This window comes from Mycobacterium sp. SA01 (assembly GCF_041287105.1).
Lineage (GTDB): Bacteria > Actinomycetota > Actinomycetes > Mycobacteriales > Mycobacteriaceae > Mycobacterium.
This window is the reverse complement of sequence record NZ_JBGGNO010000021.1, coordinates 299894-322511: the sequence shown is the minus strand read 5'-3', so window position 1 is coordinate 322511 and position 22618 is coordinate 299894. Positions and strand designations below refer to the sequence as shown.

General features: G+C 67.4%; 20 protein-coding genes and 2 pseudogenes. 13 read left to right on the top strand and 9 right to left on the bottom strand.

Annotated features, from left to right (window positions below):
• Positions 1-172: 172 nt before the first annotated feature.
• From AB4879_RS25555 to AB4879_RS25525, 7 genes and pseudogenes are all read left to right on the top strand, one after another.
• Positions 173-1279: a type III polyketide synthase gene (locus tag AB4879_RS25555; protein ID WP_370509799.1), complete on the top strand. Its 1107-nt coding sequence runs from the start codon at positions 173-175 to the stop codon at positions 1277-1279.
• A gap of 5 nt (positions 1280-1284) precedes the next feature.
• On the top strand, positions 1285-1791 hold the full coding sequence (locus AB4879_RS25550; RefSeq protein ID WP_102806463.1) for an isoprenylcysteine carboxyl methyltransferase family protein: 507 nt from the start codon (positions 1285-1287) through the stop codon (positions 1789-1791).
• A gap of 145 nt (positions 1792-1936) precedes the next feature.
• Positions 1937-2773, top strand: coding sequence for an SH3-like domain-containing protein (locus tag AB4879_RS25545; protein ID WP_102806188.1), 837 nt, complete (start codon positions 1937-1939; stop codon positions 2771-2773).
• A 12-nt stretch (positions 2774-2785) separates the two neighbouring features.
• The gene (scnC, locus tag AB4879_RS25540) at positions 2786-3496 is read left to right on the top strand and encodes a thiocyanate hydrolase subunit gamma (protein WP_102806189.1); all 711 of its coding nucleotides are present in this window, start codon (positions 2786-2788) and stop codon (positions 3494-3496) included.
• Entirely contained in the window at positions 3493-3828 is a 336-nt protein-coding gene (locus AB4879_RS25535) for a thiocyanate hydrolase (RefSeq protein ID WP_370509798.1), read from the top strand. Before scnC ends, AB4879_RS25535 begins: the two co-directional genes overlap by 4 nt.
• Before the next feature lie 101 nt (positions 3829-3929).
• Positions 3930-4820, top strand: coding sequence for an acyl-CoA thioesterase domain-containing protein (locus tag AB4879_RS25530; protein ID WP_370509797.1), 891 nt, complete (start codon positions 3930-3932; stop codon positions 4818-4820).
• 36 nt (positions 4821-4856) lie between these two features.
• Positions 4857-5630, top strand: a pseudogene (locus AB4879_RS25525) (enoyl-CoA hydratase/isomerase family protein).
• 15 nt (positions 5631-5645) lie between these two features.
• On the opposite strand, the gene AB4879_RS25520 reads toward AB4879_RS25525, so the two are convergent.
• Both AB4879_RS25520 and AB4879_RS25515 read right to left on the bottom strand, forming a co-directional pair.
• Entirely contained in the window at positions 5646-6434 is a 789-nt protein-coding gene (locus tag AB4879_RS25520; protein WP_370509796.1) for a transporter substrate-binding domain-containing protein, read from the bottom strand.
• A gap of 4 nt (positions 6435-6438) precedes the next feature.
• A complete protein-coding gene (locus AB4879_RS25515) occupies positions 6439-8292 on the bottom strand; it encodes a fatty acyl-AMP ligase (protein WP_370509795.1) in 1854 nt (617 codons plus the stop codon).
• Between the two features lie 57 nt (positions 8293-8349).
• On the opposite strand from AB4879_RS25515, the gene AB4879_RS25510 reads away from it, so the two are divergent.
• Together AB4879_RS25510 and AB4879_RS25505 are read left to right on the top strand one after the other, a co-directional pair.
• Positions 8350-9135 (top strand): acyl-CoA thioesterase, encoded by a 786-nt coding sequence (locus AB4879_RS25510; protein WP_370509794.1) that lies wholly within the window; start codon positions 8350-8352, stop codon positions 9133-9135.
• Between the two features lie 170 nt (positions 9136-9305).
• The gene (locus AB4879_RS25505; RefSeq protein WP_102806465.1) at positions 9306-9596 is read left to right on the top strand and encodes a DUF4193 domain-containing protein; all 291 of its coding nucleotides are present in this window, start codon (positions 9306-9308) and stop codon (positions 9594-9596) included.
• A gap of 100 nt (positions 9597-9696) precedes the next feature.
• Here the strand turns inward: AB4879_RS25505 and ripD are convergent.
• Positions 9697-10182: pseudogene (ripD, locus tag AB4879_RS25500) on the bottom strand (NlpC/P60 family peptidoglycan-binding protein RipD); the annotation flags it as partial.
• Positions 10183-10414: 232 nt separating this feature from the next.
• Positions 10415-11194: a hypothetical protein gene (locus tag AB4879_RS25495; RefSeq protein WP_370509793.1), complete on the bottom strand. Its 780-nt coding sequence runs from the start codon at positions 11192-11194 to the stop codon at positions 10415-10417.
• Positions 11195-11277: 83 nt separating this feature from the next.
• Between AB4879_RS25495 and AB4879_RS25490 the strand changes: the two genes are divergently transcribed.
• Entirely contained in the window at positions 11278-12105 is an 828-nt protein-coding gene (locus AB4879_RS25490) for a formate/nitrite transporter family protein (RefSeq protein WP_370509792.1), read from the top strand.
• Positions 12106-12124: 19 nt separating this feature from the next.
• On the opposite strand, the gene AB4879_RS25485 is transcribed toward AB4879_RS25490, so the two are convergent.
• Positions 12125-13720, bottom strand: coding sequence for a PucR family transcriptional regulator (locus AB4879_RS25485; RefSeq protein WP_370509791.1), 1596 nt, complete (start codon positions 13718-13720; stop codon positions 12125-12127).
• A gap of 81 nt (positions 13721-13801) precedes the next feature.
• Here AB4879_RS25485 and AB4879_RS25480 point away from each other — a divergent pair, with 81 nt between their 5' ends.
• Entirely contained in the window at positions 13802-15319 is a 1518-nt protein-coding gene (locus tag AB4879_RS25480) for a CoA-acylating methylmalonate-semialdehyde dehydrogenase (protein WP_370509790.1), read from the top strand.
• A gap of 27 nt (positions 15320-15346) precedes the next feature.
• The gene (locus tag AB4879_RS25475; protein WP_370509789.1) at positions 15347-16732 is read left to right on the top strand and encodes an aspartate aminotransferase family protein; all 1386 of its coding nucleotides are present in this window, start codon (positions 15347-15349) and stop codon (positions 16730-16732) included.
• A gap of 11 nt (positions 16733-16743) precedes the next feature.
• On the opposite strand, the gene AB4879_RS25470 is transcribed toward AB4879_RS25475, so the two are convergent.
• From AB4879_RS25470 to AB4879_RS25460, 3 genes are all read right to left on the bottom strand, one after another.
• Entirely contained in the window at positions 16744-17088 is a 345-nt protein-coding gene (locus AB4879_RS25470) for a hypothetical protein (RefSeq protein ID WP_370509788.1), read from the bottom strand.
• Positions 17089-17142: 54 nt separating this feature from the next.
• Positions 17143-18333 carry an acyl-CoA dehydrogenase family protein gene (locus AB4879_RS25465; RefSeq protein ID WP_370509787.1) on the bottom strand — a complete coding sequence of 397 codons (1191 nt, stop codon included), beginning with the start codon at positions 18331-18333 and terminating at the stop codon, positions 17143-17145.
• 93 nt (positions 18334-18426) lie between these two features.
• Positions 18427-18975 (bottom strand): cysteine hydrolase family protein, encoded by a 549-nt coding sequence (locus tag AB4879_RS25460; protein WP_370509786.1) that lies wholly within the window; start codon positions 18973-18975, stop codon positions 18427-18429.
• 132 nt (positions 18976-19107) lie between these two features.
• Here AB4879_RS25460 and AB4879_RS25455 point away from each other — a divergent pair, with 132 nt between their 5' ends.
• Entirely contained in the window at positions 19108-21636 is a 2529-nt protein-coding gene (locus AB4879_RS25455; RefSeq protein ID WP_370509785.1) for a glycogen/starch/alpha-glucan phosphorylase, read from the top strand.
• Here AB4879_RS25455 and AB4879_RS25450 read toward each other — a convergent pair.
• Positions 21633-22565 carry a zinc-binding dehydrogenase gene (locus AB4879_RS25450; RefSeq protein ID WP_370509784.1) on the bottom strand — a complete coding sequence of 311 codons (933 nt, stop codon included), beginning with the start codon at positions 22563-22565 and terminating at the stop codon, positions 21633-21635. The genes AB4879_RS25455 and AB4879_RS25450 overlap by 4 nt on opposite strands.
• Positions 22566-22618: the final 53 nt, after the last annotated feature.

The window sequence follows — 22618 nt, the reverse complement described above, 5'->3', positions numbered from 1 at the left end:
ACGTTCCTGGGATTTCTCAGGCGGCATTTATGTATTACACGACGTGCTGTAAGAAAACTCTTCTGAACTGCGCTTATACCCCCACATTAATGACAATTCGCCGCGCTGTGCGATATTTCACCGCACGGGTCTGACATGGAATGCGTAGCCGAATTCACGCGCTGATGCGGCCATGACAGATACCGCTTTTTCCGAATCCCTCAACCCGATCGCGGTCCGCCGGCACGGCGATCCGCGCGTGACCGGCACCGCGGTGGCGTTCACCGAACATCGGTACAACCAGGACGAGGTGTCAGCTCAACTCACCTCGTTCGCCGAACCCGGCTTCGCTCGGTTCGCGGCCAGCAGCGGGGTCGAATACCGCAGTCTGGCACTGCCGTTGGAGCGCTACCCGCGGCTGACCGGTTTCACCGAGGCCAACGCGGCCTACCTCGAGGTGGCCGCGGAGCTCGGTGAGCAGGCCGTGCGGCGGGCGCTCGCCGCCGCTCACGTGCGTCCCGACGAAGTCGACGCGATCGTGACCGTGTCGAGCACGGGCGTGGCGGTGCCGACCATCGATGCCCGGATCGCGTCCGCGGTGGGGTTGCGTCCCGACGTCAAACGCATCCCGCTGTTCGGGCTCGGTTGCGTGGCCGGTGCGGCCGGGCTGGCCCGGGTGCACGATTACCTGCGCGGCTTCCCCGATCAGGTCGCTGTGTTGTTGTCGGTGGAACTGTGTTCGCTGACGCTGCAACGCGACGACACGTCGATCCCCGCACTGATCGGTGTGTGCCTCTTCGGTGACGGCGCGGCGGCCGTCGTCGCCGCCGGAGCCGATCGGGTGCCGGCCGGACTCCCCCTTCATCCGGGCCCGCGGATCCTCGCGACCCGTAGCAGGCTGTTCGCCGACACCGTCGACGTCATGGGCTGGAACGTCAGCTCCAGCGGATTCCAGCTGGTGATGTCACGTGACGTCCCGAAGATGGCCGACGACCATCTGCGCGACGAAGTCGACCGGTTCCTTGCCGACCACGGGTTGACCACCGCCGACATCTCGACGTGGGTGTGTCACCCCGGCGGGCCCAAGGTGCTCGACGCCATGCACAACGCGATCGGCATGCCACCGGAAGCGCTGCGGCACAGCTGGCAGTCGATGCGGGACAACGGCAACATCTCCTCGGCATCGGTGCTCGACGTCCTCGACCGCACCGTCGCCGACGGCCCCACGGCGGGCTCACTGGGACTGATGCTGGCGATGGGGCCCGGCTTCAGCTTCGAGCTGTTGCTGCTGGGCTGGTGAGCGAGATGAGTGTCTACTACCTGTTCATCCTGCTGATCGCCGTCGAGCGGCTCGTCGAGTTGGTGGTGTCCCGTCGCAACGCCCGATGGTCGTTTTCCCAGGGCGGCAGAGAATTTGGGCGGGGACACTATCCCGCGATGGTGACGATGCACACCCTGCTGCTCGCGTCGTGCGTGGCCGAGGTGGCGACTCAGCACCGGCCGTTCCTGCCCTGGCTCGGTTGGCCGATGCTGGCCGTCGTCGTGGCCAGCACAGTGGTGCGCTGGTGGTGTGTGGCTGTGTTGGGCAAGCACTGGAATCCCCGGCTGATCGTGATCAAGGGCGCTCCCCTGGTCAGCAATGGACCGTACCGATGGCTGCATCACCCGAACTACACGGCCGTCGCAGCCGAAGTGGCCGCGCTGCCGCTGGTGCATTCGGCCTGGGTGACCGCGATCGTGTTCAGCATCGCCAACGCTGCGGTACTCACCGTGCGGATTCGTGCCGAGAACACCGCGCTGGGGTATGCCTGAGGCCCGGCCGAAATTGTCTCGGCTGTCAGAGCCGCTGAATCGCAACGCCTTTCGACGGTGAGGCCATTTCAGCTGCCCGCGCGGGCCTCCGGTGCTACGTTGGGTTCTTGTTGACGTTGTGCACCGCCACATCAAGGGGCCTTCGATGAGCACTGCTGCCGAACGTGCCGACCAGCTTGCTTTGGTGGCCCGGCTCAAGTCCGCGTATCCGGAACTGCCGGATGCTCCCACCCCGGATCTCCTCGACCACGCCAGGTTCGTCGCCTACATGAAGCCGGTGCACGATGTCGGCGGCGAACCGGACGCTCCGATGAAGTACGAGAACAAGGATTACGAGTACTGGGAGCACATGACGTACGTCATCTGCGAGGTGCTCGCATGGCGCGGAATCTGGCTCTCGGAGGAACGGCGCAGGATCGGCAACGTCGACGTCCAGCGCGCCGTCTACCTCGGCTTCCCGTACTACGGCCGCTGGCTGCTGTCGGTGGCCCGGGTCCTGATCGAAAAGCACCACATCGGTCTCACCGAACTGACCGAGCGGATGGCGGAGGTCAAGGAGCGCTACGCCGGCGGCCTGGCGGGAAAGACTCTGGCGGCCAAGCCCAAGTTCGAAGGCGACGGATCGCAGGTCAAGCGAAACAGTCACATCGTGCACGCCCAGGGCAAGGGCGATCCGCAGGTCTACGCGGGTAAGGCCGGCGAGCCGAGGTTCAAGGTCGGCGACGCCGTCGTCGTGCGCGAACTTCCGGTGCTGTTCTACACCCGCACCCCCGAGTATGTCCGCGGCGCCACCGGGGTCATCGACGCGGTGGCCTATGAGAGTCCGGCCGCCGAGGACGAGACGTGGGACATCCCCGACGCCAAGCCCGAATGGTTCTACGTCGTCAAATTCAGCATGTCCGAGCTGTGGGACGACTTCAACGGCCCGGACAGCGACAGCTTGCGCACCGAAATCCCCGAGCACTGGCTTGCGCCCGCATAGGAACGGACGGACATGACCGATCACGATCACGACCATGACCACGACCGCACCGTCAAACCGATGGTCGATGAGATCACCGACTTCGAGGTGCTCGAGATCGCGCTGCGCGAATTGTGCATCGAGAAGGGCATTTTCACCGCCGAGGAGCACCGCCGCTTCACCGAGTTCGCCGAGCAGATCGGCCCAACACCGGCGGCTCGCCTGGTGGCCCGCGCGTGGCTGGATCCCGACTTCAAAGCCCTTGCCCTCGCCGAACCGATGACCGCCAGCAAGGAGGTCGGTGTCGACTGGCTCGAGCCGACCGGCTTCGGGACCCCCAGCGACTTCACCGCATTCCAGATCCTCGAAGACACCCCGGCCGTGCACAACGTCATCGTGTGCGCCCTGTGCTCCTGCTATCCGCGGCCCATCCTCGGCAATTCCCCCGAGTGGTACCGCACACCGAACTACCGGCGGCGGCTGGTGCGCTGGCCCCGGCAGGTTCTCGCCGAGTTCGGCCTCTACCTGTCCGACGACATCGAAGTCCGCGTGCAGGATTCCAACCAGAAGCACCGCTTCATGGTCATGCCGATGCGACCCGAGGGCACCGACGGCTGGAGCGAAGACCAGCTGACCGAGATCATCACCCGCGACTGCCTGATCGGCGTCGCGCTGCCGAAGCCTGGGGTGACCACCAACGTCATCACCGACACCCGGCCCGCCATGCATCCGGTCGGCGAATGAAACCCGAGCCGTTACAACAGATCGTCGACCGCAACCAGGTCTGGCCGGTGATGGCGGCCAAATACGGGGTGGAGAACCCGGTGCCGCCGTGGAAGACCAGCCTCGACGGGCTGTGTGACGCACTGGATCACGCGGCCTGCGAGGCCGACGTCCCGACGTTCAAAGAGCGCCGCGACGAGGAGGACGACCTGTCGGCCACCGAGTACTCCGACCTGCCCTACCCCGAGAGCCAGCTGGTCTCATTGGCACACTCACTGCTGTCCCGGGGTGTCATCACCGAAGACGAACTGCAACAACGTCTTTCCGCCGTCCGCGCCCGCCTGGAGGCCTGACACCTGCGGGCATGTCCCCCGATCGGTGGACATCTCATTCATCCGGTGCTGTGGCCGATCGGTGGATATTTCGGGAGGCCACCCCGGGTCATAGTTGCCTGGTGAGCCGTCAAGAAAGCGGCGGCTCCCCGACTCAGAGGATGGCAACGATGAACAGCGGCATGGTCTTGTCGAAGCGCACGGCAGCGGCTTCGAACGCAATCGGTATCCGCCCAGCGTATTTCGTCCAGCACGGAAACGGCATCTTCCGCCCCACCCCGTCGGCGGCGGCCTCCTGGAGCGAGGGTCTGCTCAGCGGTCAGGCGATCGCCGGGCTCGCGGCATCGACGCTGGAACGCAAGTACGGCAGCGTCGGGTACCTGCCCACCCGGCTGACGCTCGACCTGCTCAAACCTGCCCGTGCCGTCCCCACCCATACTCAGACGCGGCTGATCCGGCACGGAAACCGGATGCGGACCGCCGAATGCGACATCATCCAGGACGACTGGATCGTGGCACGCGCAACGTTGTTGCAATACCGACTGTCTCAGACCCCGGATGGGACGGACACCGCGCCCGCACAGTCCGCCGGCTCACCGCGCGACACCGAGGATCACGCCCTCTACGTCGACGACGACGGAACCGGCTGGAGCCCCATGGGCGAGCAGAACACTGCCGGACGCAAGCGCGCGTACTACGGCGGTCTGGACGCCGTGGCCGGTCTGCAGGCCACGCCTTTCGTCCGTGCGGCGGTGGTCGCCGAGGCGGCCGCGAACCTGGTGACCAATCTGGGCACCGGTGAAATCGGCTACATCAACGGGGACCTCACGGTGGCCCTGTCGCGGCTGCCCCGCGGCGTGTTCATCGGCGTGCAAGCCGACACCCACTTCGCCGAGAACGGAGTGTCGGTGGGCAGCGCCACCCTCTTCGACGATGCCGGCGCATTCGGCACCAGCATGGTCACCGCGGTCGCGAATCCCGCGGGCCGCAGGGGCACCCGCCCGCGCGACTGAGCATCGGGCGGCCCCGGCCGAAACTAGAGTGCAGCAATGAGCCTCGTCACCTATCAGCTGGAAGACCACGTCGCGACGATCACCCTCAACCGGCCCGAAGCCCGCAACGCCATCAACGGCCCGCTCCGCCAGGACATCAATGCCGCATGGGATCGGTTCCGGGACGAACAGGACGCCTGGGTGGGGATTCTGACCGCCAACGGCGACGTCTTCTGCGCGGGTGGTGACCTCAAGGACGGTGAGGGCTCGGTGGGCACCTTCGGCGGGACCTTTTGGGAGAAGCCGACGATCAACTCGTTCGAGTCCGGCATGGAACTCTTCAAGCCCACGATCGCCGCCGTGCACGGCCCCTGCGTCGGCTACGGCGTCACCGGAATCCTGTTCTGCGACTTTGTGATCGCATCGACCGAAGCCACGTTCAGCTTCCCCGAGGTGGCCCTCGGCGTGCCGACCATCGTCGGTGCCATTCGGTTGCCGCACCGCGTCGGTTGGGCCAACGCGATGGAGCTGCTTCTCACCGGCAAGCCCATCAGCGCCGAGCGGGCCAAGGAGATCGGGCTGGTGTGGAAGCTCGTCGAACCCCAGGATCTGCAGGCCGAGGCCTAGGCCTGGGCCAGAACCCTGACCGACGCCGCGCCGCTGGCGCAACGAGCCACCAAAGAAGTGGCGTGGCGGACCGCCGACATGGGCTGGATCGAGTCGGTGCGCTTCGGCGAGGTGATGCGCAAGGTGGCGGGGGCGACCGAGGACGTCGGCGAAGGCCTGCAGGCCTGGCGGGAGAAGCGAAAGCCGCAGTGGAAGGGCCGCTGAACCCCCGCTGAACCCTTAAGCCGGCGGGTCGGGCGCCGGCACGTGCAGCCACCGTTCGTAGCTGCCGGCGTAGGTGCCGTCGTGGAGTGCACCGGCCAGCCATTCGTCGGTCGCGGCGGCGATGGGGCTGCCCTTGGGCAGCAGATAGGCCTTGACCTCGGAGGTGAAGGGGTCCGCGGGGTGCTGGGCCACCAGCTCGGGGTGCAGCGACGCCTGGTAGATGGCTTCGATGGCGTCGGTGACCATGACGTCGGCGCCCCCGGCGGCGAGTTGCTCGAAGATGGTGGTGTTGTCCGGCCAGATCGTGAGCTGCGCCTCGGGGAAGTGGGTGCGAGCGAATTGTTCGTTTGTGCCGCCGCTGTTCTCGATGACCCGCACACCGGGCTGGTTGATCTGCTCGATCGTCGCCAGCCGCTCGGCCTCGGCCGCCGGGACCAACGCGGTCTTGCCGCCGGCCAGGTAGGCCCGGGTGACGTCGACGACGCGGCGGCGCTCGGGGGTGTCGGTGATGCCGCCCATCGCGATATCGCATCGGCCCGGTGAGGTGAGGTCCGCGACGAGGGTCGACCATGTGGTGGGCACGAACACCGCGGTGCGTCCGAGATGCTCGGCCAAGTCGGCGGCCATGTCGATGTCGACCCCGCTGTACTGTCCTGTCGCCGGGTCGCGGTAGGTCAGTGGCCGGTAGTCGCCGGTGGTGCAGACCTTCAGGGCGGCCGGGCCGCCAGCCCAGGCGACCGACGGCGCGACGCAGGCGGTGAGCGCCACGGTCATGGCGAGCGCACCAAAGGTCAACGGCCGCATACGATCACCGCACCCGCAGCGCATCGGAGAGGTATTCGGCGCGGCAGGCCCGCCGGGCCAGTTTGCCACTGGTGGTGCGCGGGATGGCGCCCGCGGGCAGCAGCCGCACGTCGGCTGCCTCGATACCGTGGCGCTCGACCACCGCCGACCGGATGGCTGCGATCGCCGTTGCCGGGTCGCTGCGACTGGTGCCAGCCGCCCGTTCGGCGATGACCACCAGCCGCTCGGTGGTGTCTTGCGTTGTCGCACCGGGCATCTGGTTCGCCGGAACGGTGAACGCTGCCACGTACCCGCGCCGGACAAGAGCCGAGGAATCCGCGGCGGTCTTCTCGATATCGTGCGGATACAAGGTGCGGCCGTTGAGCACCAGGATGTCGGCCAGGCGCCCGGCGACGTAGAGTTCGCCGCCGTAATAGAAGCCGAGGTCGCCGGTGCGCAACCAGGTGCCGTCGGCGGGCACCTCGCCGGCGTGGCTGCCCTCGGACCGCCGGTGTGTGAGCTTCGCCCCGAAGACCCGGCGGCTCTCGTTCGGCTGGCCCCAGTAGCCGCGGCCGACGTTGTTGCCGTGCAACCAGATTTCACCGACCCGGCCGTCGGGCAGCTCTGCGCCGGTCGCCGGGTCGACGATGGCCGCCCACAGGCTGCGCGCCACCTGGCCGCACGACACCTGGGTGACCGCATCGGCGTGCTCGCCGGCTGCCTGCGCCTCTCCCTGCGCCAACCGCTCGCGATCCAGGCGAATGACGGTGGGCCGGGCGGTCGGTGCGATGGTCGCGACGAACAGGGTGGCCTCGGCGATGCCGTAGGAGGGTTTGAACGCGGTCGCCGGCAGACCGTACGGTGCGAACGCCTCGGAGAACGTCGTGATGGCGTCGGCGCTCACCGGTTCGGACCCGATGATCATCACCACATTGCTCAGATCGATGTCGTCACCGGCATCGGGGACGCCGCGCGCAGCGGTCCACTCGTAGGCGAAATTCGGTGCGGCGGTGATGACATGGCCGTACCGGGAGGCATCGGAGAGCGCCCGGATCCAGCGTTGCGGCCTGCGGATGAAGGCGGTCGGTGACAGCAGGGTGGAATGTCCGCCGTACACCGTCGGGAAGCCGATCATCGACAAGCCCATGTCGTGGTACAGCGGTAACCAGCTGACGCCGTGGGTATTTCGATCGAGCAGGTCGATGGACAGGATCATCTGGATCAAGTTGGTACCGACGGCCCGGTGGGTGATCTCCACGCCGGCCGGCGGCCGGGTCGAGCCCGACGTGTACTGCAGATGCGACACGTCGTCGACGTCGACAACGGTCTCGACGAAGTCGGCACCGGCGGAATCGGGAATGTCGTCGATGACGAGCAGCCGCGGTTGCCGAGCCGATGGCAGCTTGGCCAGAAATCCGCGCACACTGTCCGCGGCGGCCGCGGTGGTGAGCACCAGGGCGGGCTGCGAATCACCGAGCGCGGTGTCGAGACGTTCGGCGTGGCCGGGCAATTCGGGAGCGAACAGCGGCACCGCGATGGTTCCGGCCTTGATCGCGGCGAAGAAACCGGTGATGTAGTCCAGCCCCTGCGGCGCCAAGATGGCGACCCGGTCGCCGCGGGCAGCGCTGCGCTGTACCTGGGCCGCGATCGCGCGCAGGCGTTCACCGAGTTGTGTCCAGGTCAGCTCGAAGACCGCCGGTTCGGTCGAGCGGCTGTAGTCGAGGTAGCGGTAGGCGATGGTGTCGCCGACGTTGGCGATGTTGCGGTCGATCAACGAGATCAGCGTCACGCCCGCCGGTAAGACGACGTTCCCGTCGTCGTCCAGGCAGTCTTCGATCCGAAGCAGACCCTCTGGTGCGTCGACGTGGCCGCGGTCCATGCCAGGAGTCTAGGACGCTATCGTGAGTGCGATTTTCGACGACGACCCGAGGAGAGCATGTCGAGCTGGATCGCCGAGCTGGTCCAACTCGACCGCAGCGGGCACACTTTTCGAGCGTCAGCGTCCTACGGTGCGGGTCCCCGTCTCTTCGGCGGGTTGATCGCCGCGCAGGCGCTGGCGGCCGCGGGCGCCACCGTGGAACCCGGCCGGCTGCCGCAGTCGCTGCACGCCTACTTCATCAAAGGCGGCCGGATCGGCGTCGACATCCACTTCACCGTCGAGATCACCCGGGACGGCCGTTCTTTCAACACCCGCCGTGTCACCGCAACACAGGACGGCGTCGCGATATTCGAGATGCTGGCGTCGTTCCACCAACCGGAGACGACCACCGACTGGCAGCTGCCGCGGGAACCACGGGTGCCGCTGACGGAGGCGACGATTCTCACTCGGCTGCCGGTCGAGTGGGCCGATCACTTCGACATCCGGCTCGCACCCGGTCCGCAGAGTCGCGTCGAATGGCCCACCCAGCCGTTCTGGTTCCGCACCCGCGAGCCCGTCGAGGACGATCCGCTGCTGCGGGCCTGCGCGTTGACCTTCATCTCTGACCTGGGCATGGTGTCCTCGGCGCGGCCGCCGGGCCCGGAATTTCCCGGTCCGGGCGGTGCCGCCAGCCTCGACCACGCGGTGTGGCTGCACCGGCCGACCGATCCCCACCAGTGGCATCTCTACGACGCCACCGCGATAAGTCACAGCGACGCGCGGGGGTTGGCGCACGGCTCATTTCAGCGTGATGACGGTACCCTGATCGCCAGCGTCGCCCAGGAATCTCTCTGGCGAACCTGAGCCCAGCTTTCAACGTGCCTATGGCGTGCGAATCCGCAGGCCACAGCAAGGCAGGACCCAGCGCACACACAGCCGGAAACAACGGTGTTTAGCAGAGACCGGCTACGGGAACAAACTCGCATTCGACCGCGTTGACGCGACGTCGAATGCGGAAACGAAAGGCACGGATCATGACGGTTGATTACGACGCCCCCCGCCGCACCCAGGCCGAGCCTGAGGAAGAGTCGCTTGAAGACCTGGCGGGGCGGCGCAAGGACACGGCCACGGCCGTAATAGATGTTGATGAGGCGGAGGCGGCGGATTCCTTCGAGCTGCCCGGTGCCGACCTGTCGGACGAAGAGCTCACGGTGCGGGTCGTCCCCAAGCAAGCGGACGAGTTCACCTGCAGCAGCTGCTTTCTGGTGCACCACCGCAGCCGACTGGCGGATGCCGCCAGCCTGGTCTGCACCGACTGCGCCTAGCCGGCGGCCGGCACGGTCCCACCTAGCGGTGGGCGTGCTCGTCGTCGCGCCGTGAATCTGCACGGCGGGTCAACGGCACGCCCCCGCGTGACACTCAGGCGATGACGCGGACCAGGTAGGGCGCCATATCTTTGGCGCGCACCGCGGACACCGCGACGACCGTGTCGGTGACTTCCAGCATCTGGTTGTTGCCCAGGAACATCGCGACGCTCTGGGTGCCGTCGGGCCCGTAGAAGATCAGATCGCCCGGCAACGCCTGGTCAGCGGTGACGTGCTGGCCGACTTTGTACATATCTCCCGAGGAGCGCGGCAGCTTGGCTCCGACCCCGGCGTAGATGTACTGGATCAGGCCCGAAGAGTCGAAGCCGACGACGGCTGCGCTCGGTCCTTTGCCCAGGGTGGGTCCGTTGATGTCGCCGCCGGCCCAGGCGTAGGGCACGCCCCGCTGGGCGAGCCCGCGCTGGATCACCAGGTTGACGTACTGATCCCGGCCCACCGGAGCGGCGGTCGCCGTCGGGGCCACCAGGCCAGGGATGGCGAACAGCATCAGCAGGCTGATCGCCAGGGCGTACACGCGCTTCTTCATCATGGTCTCCACCTTCCGGGCGCCTCTGAGCAAAGCTCCGTCCTCTTCACAGAGGTCACTTCTGTCACTTTCTACCGCACTCAGCTGACAGCCGCTTACCACGCTTGCGCCCTGAACAGGGCTTTTAGCCGATCCGTGACGCAAAGGTGTCCAAAGCGGTGTGCATCCTTGCCCGATCGGTTGCGATCATCCCGCGGACGTCAGCAACGAGCAGGCCCGACGCCAGAACCGCTCAGCGGCGCCGGTCGCGCACTCGATACGTCGACGGCCACGACTTGCGGGACTCGTCACCCGTCAGCGTCATCCCCATCCCGCCGACTTTGACGTCGTAGGCTTCCTTGCCCGCGCCGACCTCGCGGTTGGCATGCTCCTGAGCCAGGTAGTACAGCTCATCGATCGCGGCTTCGCTGTACGCGACAAAGGACGTCTCGCGCACGACGTCGTCGCTGAGAACCATCGTGTCGGGCAGGATGCGTGAGGCGACCGCGGCCAGGCCCAGCAGCGCGAACGGGATCACCCAGTAGCACAGAACGGACAGCGGGTTCGCGGAGTCGAGGATCGTGGCGTCGCCCGAGACGAGCGGCGGGATCACCGAGGAGACCGTCATCCCCGCGAAGGCGGCGATCCAGATCCAGGTCAGCAGCGACGTGATTGTCGTGAACAGCGTGCTGGTGACGATCTCCTCGGAGCGTCCCGCCGCGGCGAATCCCCGCACGAACGGCGTGCCGGCCAGCGCCCCGACCAGCGTGATGACGAAGATGCCCGCAGTGCTCAGCGACAAGATCCACTGCTCCAAGAACCCGTGGCCGGCCACGAACGTCAGCACCGTCAGCACGACGAAGACTGCGACAGAACCGATTTCGAAGGTCAGGCCGGCCACCTTCCTGGTGCGGCTCATCACCAGCCCGATGATCGCGACGGCGAGGGCCACCAGGACGGCCGTCGTGAACGGCGCGTTGCCCACCAGTACCCAATAGACGATCCACGGCGCGAAGCCAACGAGAATGCCCACGGTGGCCCAGTGTATGGGCGAGCGTTGAGCGACTGCTCAGCGGCGTCCGGTGTCGGGTTGGCCGCCGATGGGTACACGGATTCGTGAGTTCAACGAGCCAGCGCCAATTGGGCGAGTCCGACAGCCCTATCGAGGACGAACTCGAGGACGCCTTCAACCGAATGATCGACGAGGGCAGTCAGCGGCTGCATCGAAGCTGGCGTGAAGTTCTGGTCACCGGATTTTTCGGCGGTACCGAGGTCGCGATCGGAGTGCTGGCATACCTGTCAGTGCTGCACGAAACCCACAATCAGCTGCTGGCCGGTGTCGCCTTCGCGATCGGGTTCCTGGCGCTGCTGCTCGGCCGCAGCGAGCTGTTCACCGAAGGCTTCCTCGTCCCCGTCACGACGGTGGCCGCCAAGCGTGCCAGCGTCGGCCAGCTCGCCAAACTGTGGACCGGCACGCTGGTGGCCAACCTGGTCGGCGGGTGGGTGATCATGGCGCTGATCATCGCGGCGTTCCCCAAGCTCAGGAGCCAAACCATCACCTCCGCCGAGCATTTCGTCGGTGAACCACTGTCGGTGCAGACGATGGCGCTGGCAGTGCTGGGCGGCATGGTGATCACGCTGATGACCCGTATGCAGCACGGCACCGACTCGGTCCCCGGCAAGATCGCCGCCGCGGTGGCCGGCGCCTTCGTCCTGGCCGGACTGCAGCTGTTCCACTCGATCCTGGACTCGCTGTTGATCTTTGGCGCCCTGTCGACCGGTGAGGCACCCTTCGGCTACCTCGACTGGCTGGGGTGGTTCTGGTACACGCTCGTCGGCAATATCGTCGGCGGTCTGGTGCTGGTGACGCTACTGCGTCTCCTGCGGAGCAAAGAACGCCTCAAAGACGAGCGCCGCGACGCCGAAGATCCGACGGCGGACTAACCACAGACCGGGTCCGGCGCTAGTCCCCCGCCGCGTTCAGGATCAACATCGCCACCTGCAGCGACGTCCTGGACTCGGCGTCGTCGAGGTCGAGTCCGACGATCCGCTGCAGCGCCTCCAACCGGGCGTAGAGCGTGGGCCGCGACATGTGCAGCGTCCTGGCGAGCTCGGCTTTGTTCCCGCCCGCCGCCAGGTAGTGCCACAGCAGGTCGAACGATTCGTCACCGTGCTTGGCCCGATCCGCCAGCAACCCGGCCAGCTCGGTCTCGGCGAACGCCTGCACACGAGGATCACGACGGATCAGCGAGAGCAGGCCGCGCAAGCGGACATCCGAAGCTCGATGAAACGGCTTGTCCTGCAAGGGCATCGACATCGCCACCTCGGCGACGTGCCCTGCTTCGCGCAGACCGCCCACCGCGTCGACCAGGCGGCTGCTCTCCGGCCCCACCCCGATGGCGCATCCGCTCACCCCGTCCAGGTGGGCGACCGCGCGCCGAGTAGCCGAACACACCTCGGCCAGCACGGTATCGAGCGATCCGGGGACCCGGCTGGTGCGCTGCGGCGCCAACACCACGTCGATCTGCCCGTCGTCACGGGTGGCCGCCAAACCGGTATGGCCGGCCGCCCGCACGGTGTGCATGATCGCGTCCAGGGTGCGGACCCGCCGCTGGGCGGTCGCAACCTGATCGGCGCCCGGGGTCTCCCGCAGCCGCACCGCCATCGGCACATACGTCAGCGCCGGCCGCAGTCCCAGCGCATGCGCACGGGCGGTGGCCTCGGCCTCGTCAGTGATACGGCCGCGGCGCAGGTCGTCGACGAGGCCGCTCTGCGCGCGCAGCTCCAGTGAGCTGCGGTTCTGCTCGACCATCCGGTTCAACGCCAGAGCCTGCGCCGCACGCTCCAACGTCATCACCGACCGGCCGTCGGCCGCGGCCATCTCCGGCGCGATCAGCCGGCCCCACTCCTCGCGGTGCGGGCCCACCGGGCAGGCGGTCCAGGCGTCACCTCCCGCGAGCCGCGAGCGCCGCTCCCAGTCCACCAGCAGTGTCGCCGCCGACAGGTCCCGGCCGTCGAACGCCAGCACCTGACGGTTGAGGTCTTCCAACACCACGGGTGTGTCGAGCATCTGGGCTGCCGCGCTGACGATCTGGTCGATCGATGCCCGGCGCATGCTCAGCGCGGTGAACTCCTCGTGTACCCGTTGGGCGTACTCGACTTCGGCGTACTGATCGGCGACGATCCGGCGATGCACCTCCTCGGTGACATCGATGAAGCGCACGGTCCGGTGCAGCACGATCACCGGGAGGGACAGCGCCGAACCGATGGCGCGCACGGACTCCGGAAGCCGGTCGATGTGCAGTCCGAGCTCGATCACCACGCCCACCGCGCCGGCGTTCGCCAGCCCGGGCAGATACGCGTCCCGGCGCGACGGGTCGGCCAGCGCCTGACCCGTGGTCAGCACCAATTCCCCGCCGGTCAGCAGGCCGGACAGGTCGGCCAGATCGCTGACGTGCACCCAGCGCACCGGCTGGTCCATCGGTCCGGCGCACACCACCTCCGGATCGCCGCGGCGCACCGACGGCAGATCGAGGATGTCGGCAAGGGTTAACTGCATTGACACAGTGTAAGAGAAAAGCGTACTTCGTTGACATATCGTTGGCATCGACCTGGGCGATCACGCACCAGAATCGCAGGTATGACCCTCACAGCGCCCAACACCCGCGTCCGGACCATCGCCCACTGGGCCGACGGGAAGAACTTCGCAGGCAGCAGCGACCGGACGGCCGCGGTGACCAACCCGGCCACCGGCCAGGTGACCGGACAGGTCGCGCTGGCCGACGTCGCCGACGCGCAGGCGGTCATCGCCGCCGCGGCCGCGGCGTTCCCGGCCTGGCGCGACACCTCGCTGGCCAAGCGCACGACGGTGCTCTTCGCCTTCAGGGAGCTGCTCAACGCCCGCAAGGAGGAGCTGGCCGCGATCATCACCGCCGAGCACGGCAAGGTGCTCTCCGACGCCCTCGGCGAGGTCAGCCGCGGCCAGGAGGTCGTCGAATTCGCCTGCGGCATCTCGCATCTGCTCAAGGGCGGGATGACCGAGAACGCCTCGACCAACGTCGACGTCGCCTCGATCCGCCAGCCGCTCGGCCCGGTGGCCGTCATCAGCCCGTTCAACTTCCCCGCGATGGTGCCGATGTGGTTCTTCCCCATCGCGATCGCCGCCGGAAACACCGTGGTGCTCAAGCCTTCTGAGAAGGACCCGTCGGCCGCGCTGTGGATCGCCAACCTGTGGGCCGAGGCCGGTCTGCCTGCCGGGGTGTTCAACGTGCTGCAGGGCGACAAGGTCGCCGTCGACGAGCTGCTGACCAACAAGTCGATCAAGGCGGTGTCGTTCGTCGGTTCCACCCCGATCGCGCAGTACATCTACTCGACCGCGACCCTGCACGGCAAGCGGGTGCAGGCCCTGGGCGGCGCCAAGAACCACGCGGTGATCCTGCCCGACGCCGACCTCGACCTGGCCGCCGACGCGATGGTCAACGCCGGCTTCGGTTCGGCCGGTGAGCGCTGCATGGCGATCTCGGCGGCCGTCGCGGTCGGCCCGATCGCCGATGAGTTGGTCGCCAAGATCGCCGAGCGCACAACGACCTTGAAGATCGGCGACGGCACCCGCAACACCGATATGGGCCCGCTGGTGACCAAGGCCCACCGCGACAAGGTCGCCTCCTACATCGACGCGGGTGAAGCCGACGGCGCGACGATCGTCGTCGACGGCCGCGGCACCCAGGTCGATGGCGAAGCGGACGGCTTCTGGTTGGGCCCCACCCTGATCGACAACGTCACCCCCGAGATGAGCGTCTACACCGACGAGATCTTCGGCCCGGTGCTGTCGGTGGTCCGGGTCGACACCTACGACGAGGCCTTGGAACTGATCAACTCCAACCCGTACGGCAACGGCACGGCGATCTTCACCAACGACGGCGGCGCGGCACGGCGTTTCCAGAACGAGGTCGAAGTCGGCATGGTCGGCATCAACGTGCCGATCCCGGTGCCGACCGCCTACTACAGCTTCGGTGGCTGGAAGAGCTCACTGTTCGGTGACACCCACGCCCACGGCACGGAGGGCGTGCACTTCTTCACCCGTGGCAAAGTGGTGACGACGCGGTGGCTCGATCCCTCCCACGGCGGCATCAACCTCGGCTTCCCCCAGAACCACTGAGCACCACCGAGCTCGAAAGAGGCACGCATGACGACGACCGAATCCCACCTCCTGCCCAACGGTCAGGACCTCGACACCGCGCGGGTCGAAGCCGGCAGGGCCTACGAACTGGACCGTGCGCACGTCTTCCACTCGTGGTCGGCGCAGGCCCAGATCAAGCCGATGACGATCGTCGCGTCGGAGGGCTCCTACGTGTGGGACGGCGAGGGCAACAAGCTGCTCGACTTCTCCTCCCAGCTGGTGTTCACCAATATCGGCCATCAGCACCCCAAGGTCGTCGCCGCGATCGCCGAGCAGGCCGCGAAGCTGTGCACGATCGCCCCGCAGCACGCCAACGCCGCCCGCTCCGAGGCGGCCCGGCTGATCGCCGAGCGCACCCCCGGTGACCTGAACCGGGTGTTCTTCACCAACGGCGGCGCCGATGCCGTCGAGCACGCCGTCCGGATGGCGCGGCTGCACACCGGGCGCTACAAGGTGCTCTCCCGCTACCGCTCGTACCACGGGGGCACCGACACCGCGGTGAACCTCACCGGTGACCCGCGGCGCTACCCGAACGACTACGCCAGTTCCGGTGTCGTGCACTTCAACGGACCGTTCCTGTACCGCTCGTCGTTCTTCGCCGAGACCGAGCAGCAGGAGTCCGAGCGGGCGCTGGACTACCTCGAGCGGCTGATCCAGCACGAGGGCGCGGACTCGATCGCCGCGATCATCCTGGAATCGGTGCCGGGGACCGCCGGCATCATGGTGCCGCCGCCCGGGTACATGGCCGGCGTGCGGGAGATCTGCGATCGCCACGGCATCGTGTTCATCGCCGATGAGGTGATGGCGGGCTTCGGGCGGACCGGAAAGTGGTTCGCAATCCAGAACTTCGACGTGGTGCCGGACCTGATGACGTTCGCCAAGGGTGTGACGTCGGGGTACGTACCGCTGGGTGGCGTGGCCATCAACGACGCGATCTACTCGACGTTCGCCGACCGCGCCTACCCCGGCGGGCTGACCTATTCGGGGCATCCGCTGGCCTGCGGTGCGGCGGTCGCGACGATCAACGCGATGGAAGACGAAGGCATGGTGGCCAACGCCGCCCGGCTCGGCGAGCAGGTGCTCGGCCCGGGTCTGCGCGAGCTGGCGGCTCGCCACCCGTCGGTCGGTGAGGTCCGCGGACTCGGCGTGTTCTGGGCGCTCGAGCTGGTGGCCAACCAGCAGACCCGCGAACCGCTGGCGCCCTACGGCGGGTCGAGCCCGGCCATGAACGCGGTGCTGGCCGCGTGCAAGTCCGGCGGGCTGCTGCCGTTCGCGAACTTCAACCGGATCCACGCGGTGCCGGCCTGCAACATCAGCGACGCCGAGGTGGCCGAGGGACTGGCCATCCTGGACAAGGCGCTCGATGTCGCCGACGGGTACGTGACGGGCTAGGACCCGGCGGCCTAATAGGGAGACGTGTGCTGGGTCAGGACGAACAGGAACAGACCCAGACACATCAGCACGTTGATCGCGATCAGGATCGCGACGAACACGATGGCGCCGCGCACACAACGCTGTTGTGCGCGGCCGACTTTGGATCGCCGCTGCTCGCTGCGGAGCGCCGTCGCGGTCAGCGCGAACGACACGTCGACGAGCTCGTCCTCGGTGGCCACCTGACCCATCGCGATCTGCTGGAGACGCTCGGGCGGGATGCCGACACCGACGCCGGCGAAAGTCCGGCTCAGCCGTTTGAGCTGGCGGGGACTACTCGCTGTCGTCGGCAGCCGCGGATCGGACCAGTCGGTCATAACCGTTGGACATTAGTGCGGCCGGACCTGCGCCGCGCGCGAAACGGCGGGGCGTCACAACCCCGGCTGATCCTCGATGATGCCGAGCCAGATCTGGGCGACGTCGATGGCGACCTTCTCGCTGATGAACGCGTGCTGGGTGCCGGTGTAGATGTCGCGGAACGCGCGCTCGAGGCGGCTGCCCTCGCGGATCGAGGTGGTGCCCGCCGCCAGGTGCGCCCACTCGGCGGCCTCGCGCGCCACGTCGGTGGCGTACACCGCGGCCACTCGCATGTCCGCGCGCAGCCCGGGGGTCAGATCCTCGCCGGCGGCGACCGCGGCCTCGGCGGTGCCGAACGCATCCAGCACCAGCAGCCGCGCTGCCCGCCACGCCGCGACGTGGTGTGCCAGCCCCTTCTGGAAGGTCGGCCGGCTGGCCAGTGAGGCCATGTCGCTCATCCGGAACTTGGTGGCCGCCAGTTCCTCGACGTCGTCGAGCATGCTCTTGGCGACGCCCAGTGCCCACGCCGCGTGGCCGGCCGCGGTCACCGGCATCAGTCCCATCCGGGTCGCCGGCGAGCTGCCCCGGTGCGGCGAGCTGGAGAACAGCGGAAAGGTGCGGCCGGCCGGCACGAACACGTCCTCGAGGCCGTAGTCGTAGGATCCGGTTCCCTTGAGGCCCTGGACATGCCAGCCGTCTGTGAACACGACGTCCGCACGTGGGACGACGGCCACATGCATCTCCGGCAGGCCGCCGGCCCCCATCACCGGCTGGCCGTCCACCATCGGGAAGAACCCTGCGCAGACGTACTCGGCATGGCCGGTGCCCGACCCGAAACTCCACGATCCGGTCACCCGGTAGCCGCCGTCGACCACGACGCCCTGGCCGTTGGGGAAGAACTGGCCACCCATCGTGACGCGGTTGTCGTTCGCGGTGAACACCTCGGCGAAGCCCTCGTCCGACAGATACGCCGCGGCGGCGAACGACGACGGCAGGTTGGCGATCCCGATCCAGCCGAACGAGCCGTCCTGCCAGGCCATCTCGATCCAGGTCTCGATCATCTCGGCGAACGAGGGCTCCACCCCGCCGGCCGCGACGGGATTGAACGACGACATCAGTCCGCTGGCCCACATCTCGTCGATGATCGCCGGGGCGATGGTGCGCAGCCGCTCGGACTCACCGGCCTGCGCCACCACCAGGTCGCGCATGCCGCGGGCCAACCCGAGCGGCTGGGTCTTCGAGTCAATTGTCGACGTCTGAGTCATTTCCGAGCCTTGTCCGATCTGCTGGCGCGGTACACCAACGGTAGTGAACAACTTCGAAAAACTGTATAGCGCGGAACTGCTCGGCGGAAGCGATTACCAGAGGATGTCAGCGGCGGATGTGATTCGTGCGGTGCGACCGGGTGCGGCCTGATGTGACCAGTACAGATTGGTGTGGGCGATCACCTGCTCGGGCGGCGGGGCGCCCCACTCCGAGAGGTCCTCGGTGGTGTGCGCATCGGCGACCAGCGTGACGTCGTAGCCGCGAACGAAGCCGCCATGGATCGTCGAGCGCACGCACTGGTCGGTCTGGGCGCCCACGACCACCAGATGACCGGCAGCCAACTCGGCGAGCGTCGCCTCCAGCGTGGTGCCTTCGAACGAGTCGCCGTAACTCTTGGCGATCAGCGGCTCGGTGTCGGCCGGCGTCAGGTCGGCGACGATCTGCCACTCCTGGCTCCCCTCAGGCAATTCGGCGTCGGAGTGCTGTATCCAGACCACTGGGATGCCGGCACCGCGGGCGCGGTCGACAAGCCCGGCGATCCGCGCGACGGTCGCGTCCCGGTCGTGGGCGTGTTCCACCACACCGTTCTGCACATCGATGACGAGCAGGGCGGTGTTCGGCCGGTTCGTCACTGTGCTCATGGTCGCGATGGTAGGACGCGCGGGCCAATAGTTCACGGGACCGACTCATGGACCTCGCCTCGCTGAAATACGGCGGTGCCAGACTGCTGGCCCGTACGAGATCGAGAAGCGGTCTGGGACCAGGAGAACGCAATGACCGATGTGGTGAGCAGTGCACCCGGTGATGTCGCCGACCGTGACGGGGGCGAGAGTCGTGCGCAGCCGCACGAACACAGCCGCACGGGATTATCGGCCGACGCGCTGCACCGGGCGATCGCCGACCACCTGGCGTACTCCATCGCCCGGCCGCCGAGCGTGCTGACCCCCGAGCATTACTACCGCGCGCTGGCGCTTGCCGTGCGCGACCGCATGCAGCAGCGGTGGATGGCCACCACCCAGGATCTGCTGCACGGGCCGGCCAAGGTGACCTGCTACCTGTCCGCCGAATTCCTGATGGGCCCGCAGCTCGGCAACAACCTGCTCAATCTGCGCATCGAGCGCCAGGCCCGCGAGGCACTCGCCGCACTCGGACAGGATCTCGACGCGATCCTGGAGTGCGAGGAGGAGCCCGGGCTGGGCAACGGCGGCCTCGGCCGGCTGGCCGCCTGCTACCTGGACTCGATGGCCACGCTGCAGCGGCCGTCGATCGGCTACGGAATCCGGTACGAGTTCGGCATTTTCGACCAGGAGATCCAGGACGGCTGGCAGGTCGAGAAGACCGACAACTGGCTGGTGGCCGGAAACCCTTGGGAGATCGACAAACCCGACGCCAGCTATCTGGTCAACTGGGGTGGCCGCACCGAGCAGTACGAGGACGTCGCAGGCAATCACCGGGTGCGCTGGATTCCGCGACGGGTGATCAAGGGGGTCTCCTATGACACCCCGATCCAGGGTTACGGGGTCAACACCTGCAACACGCTGACCCTGTGGAGCGCCCGATCGGTGTCCTCCTTTGCGCTGGACGCGTTCAACACCGGTGACTTCTACAAGGCCGTCGAGGACGAGGTCCTCTCCGAGAAGATCTCGAAAGTCCTCTACCCCAACGACGAACCCGAAGCGGGCAAGCGGCTTCGACTGCAGCAGCAGTACTTCTTCGTCAGCTCGTCGCTGCAGGACATCCTGCGCATCCACACCGAGCGGGCCCGGCTGCCGCTGAGCGCATTGCCCGACAAGTGGGCGATCCAACTCAACGACACCCACCCGTCGATCGCGGTCGCCGAACTCATGCGCCTGCTGATCGACGAACACCACATGGGCTGGGACGAGGCCTGGGACATCACCGTCGCGACCTTCGCCTACACCAATCACACGCTGCTGCCCGAGGCGCTGGAAACCTGGCCGCTGGGCATCTTCGGCGACTCACTCCCCCGGCACCTGGAGATCATCTACGAGATCAACGACCGGTTCCTGCAGGAGGTGCGCGACAAGTTCCCCGGCGACACCGAGCGGGAGCGACGGATGTCGCTGATCGGTGAGGACGGCGGAAAGAGCGTGCGGATGGCGCACCTGGCCACCGTCGGCAGCCACGCTGTCAACGGGGTGGCCGCATTGCACTCCGAGCTACTGAAAGCCAGTGTGCTGAAGGACTTCTACGAGATGTGGCCGGAGCGGTTCGGCAACGTCACCAACGGTGTCACGCCGCGACGCTTCCTGGCGCTGTCCAACCCGGGACTGCGGACGCTGCTCGACGAGACCGTCGGCGACGGCTGGCTGACCGACCTGGACCAGCTGCGCAGGCTGGAGCCCTATGCCGACGACCCGGCGTTCCGTGAACGGTGGCGGGATATGAAGCGCGCCAACAAGAGCCGGCTTGCCGAATATGTACACGCCTCGACCGGCATCGAGCTCGACCCGACCTGGATGTTCGACGTCCAGGTCAAGCGCATCCACGAGTACAAGCGCCAGCACCTCAACGTGCTGCACATCATCACGCTGTACAACCGGCTCAAGCGCAACCCGGGCTTTGCGATCGCCCCGCGGGCATTCATCTTCGGCGGCAAGGCCGCACCCGGATATTTCATCGCCAAGCGGATGATCCGGTTGATCACCGCTGTCGGCGCCACCGTCAACAACGACCCGGACGTCAACCGGTTCATGCGGGTGGTGTTCCTGCCGAACTTCAACGTCAAGAACGCGCACTTGATCTATCCGGCGGCCAACCTGTCCGAGCAGATCTCCACCGCGGGCAAGGAGGCGTCGGGAACCGGCAACATGAAGTTCATGATCAACGGCGCGTTGACCATCGGCACCCTCGATGGTGCCAACGTCGAGATCCGCGAGGAGGCCGGGCCGGAGAACTTCTTCCTGTTCGGTTTGACCGTCGACGAGGTGGAGCAGCTCAAGGCCGACGGCTACCGGCCGACCGCCTTCGTCGAGCGCGATCCGGAACTGGCCGAAGTGCTCGAGCTGATCGTCGACGGCACCTTCACCCACGGTGACACCGAGGTGCTGCGTCCGCTGGTCGACAACCTGCTGCACCATGACCCGTTCCTGGTGCTGGCCGACTACCGCTCCTACGTCGACTGCCAGGCCCGGGTCAGCGCCGCCTGGCAGGACTCGGACACCTGGTCGCGGATGTCGATCCTGAATGCGGCCCGCAGCGGCAAGTTCTCCTCGGACCGCGCGATCGCCGAATACTCCGACGAGATCTGGCATGTCGGCGCGATGCCGGTGAAGCTCTAGGGTTCCAACACCACTTTGATGGCCCCGCTGCGCCGGTCGGCGGCAACCCGGAACGCCTCCGCCGCGTCGGCCAGCGGGAAGCGGTGCGTGACGACGGTCGCCGCGATGACCGGATCGGCGGCCAAAGCCGCTGCCGCATCGACGAATTCACGGCTGTCACGCCCGCGGTCATAGCACATCGAGGCGGTCAGCGTGAGTTCCTTGAGCATCCACGGGATGCCCGGAACAGCCCGGTTGCCATGGGACACACCGACTATCGCGATCCGGCCGCCCGGCACGGCTCGCCGCACACAGTCGGCCACCGCCTCGTCGGTGCCCACCGCCTCCACCACGACGTCGTACTCGCCGTCCGGGCGCCCGGCGCCGAGCCGCTCGCCCGCGTCGATCTGATGCGGGTGGCGGGCGTGCAGGTCGACGTCGAGGCCCATGGCGCGGGCCGCGGCGACGGCCAGCAACCCGACGCTTCCGCCGCCGACGACCAGGACCCGATCGGTGGCGTCGGCGCCGACCTTGCGCAACGCATGCCAGGACACCGCGAGCGGTTCGACCAGGCAGGCGTCGGAGACCGGCAGACCGTCGGGCAGCGGCACGAGGCATTCGGCGGGCACCCGGACCCGGTCGGCGAGGCCACCGTCGAACGCGACCCCGAGCAGCCCGTGCGGTGCGCTTCCCCGGCACCGCTGCGGTGACCCGCCACCGCATTGATCGCAGTGCCCGCAGCCCACTGTCGGTTCGACACAGTAGGTCCGGCCGTCCACCGTGCCCGCAACCTCGTGGCCGATCGTCACCGGCAGGCCGAACGACAACATGCCGAGGTCGCTGCCGCAGATGCTGGCCGACCCGACCTCGAGGATCGGCCAGTCACCCGTGGGCTCCTCGACGTCGACGACGGTGGCTGACCCCTGGATCGAGCGGACGGCGCGCATCATCGCTCGATTGTCCCGACTGTGCGATCAGCCGCCCTCAGCGGCCCGTCGCAGCG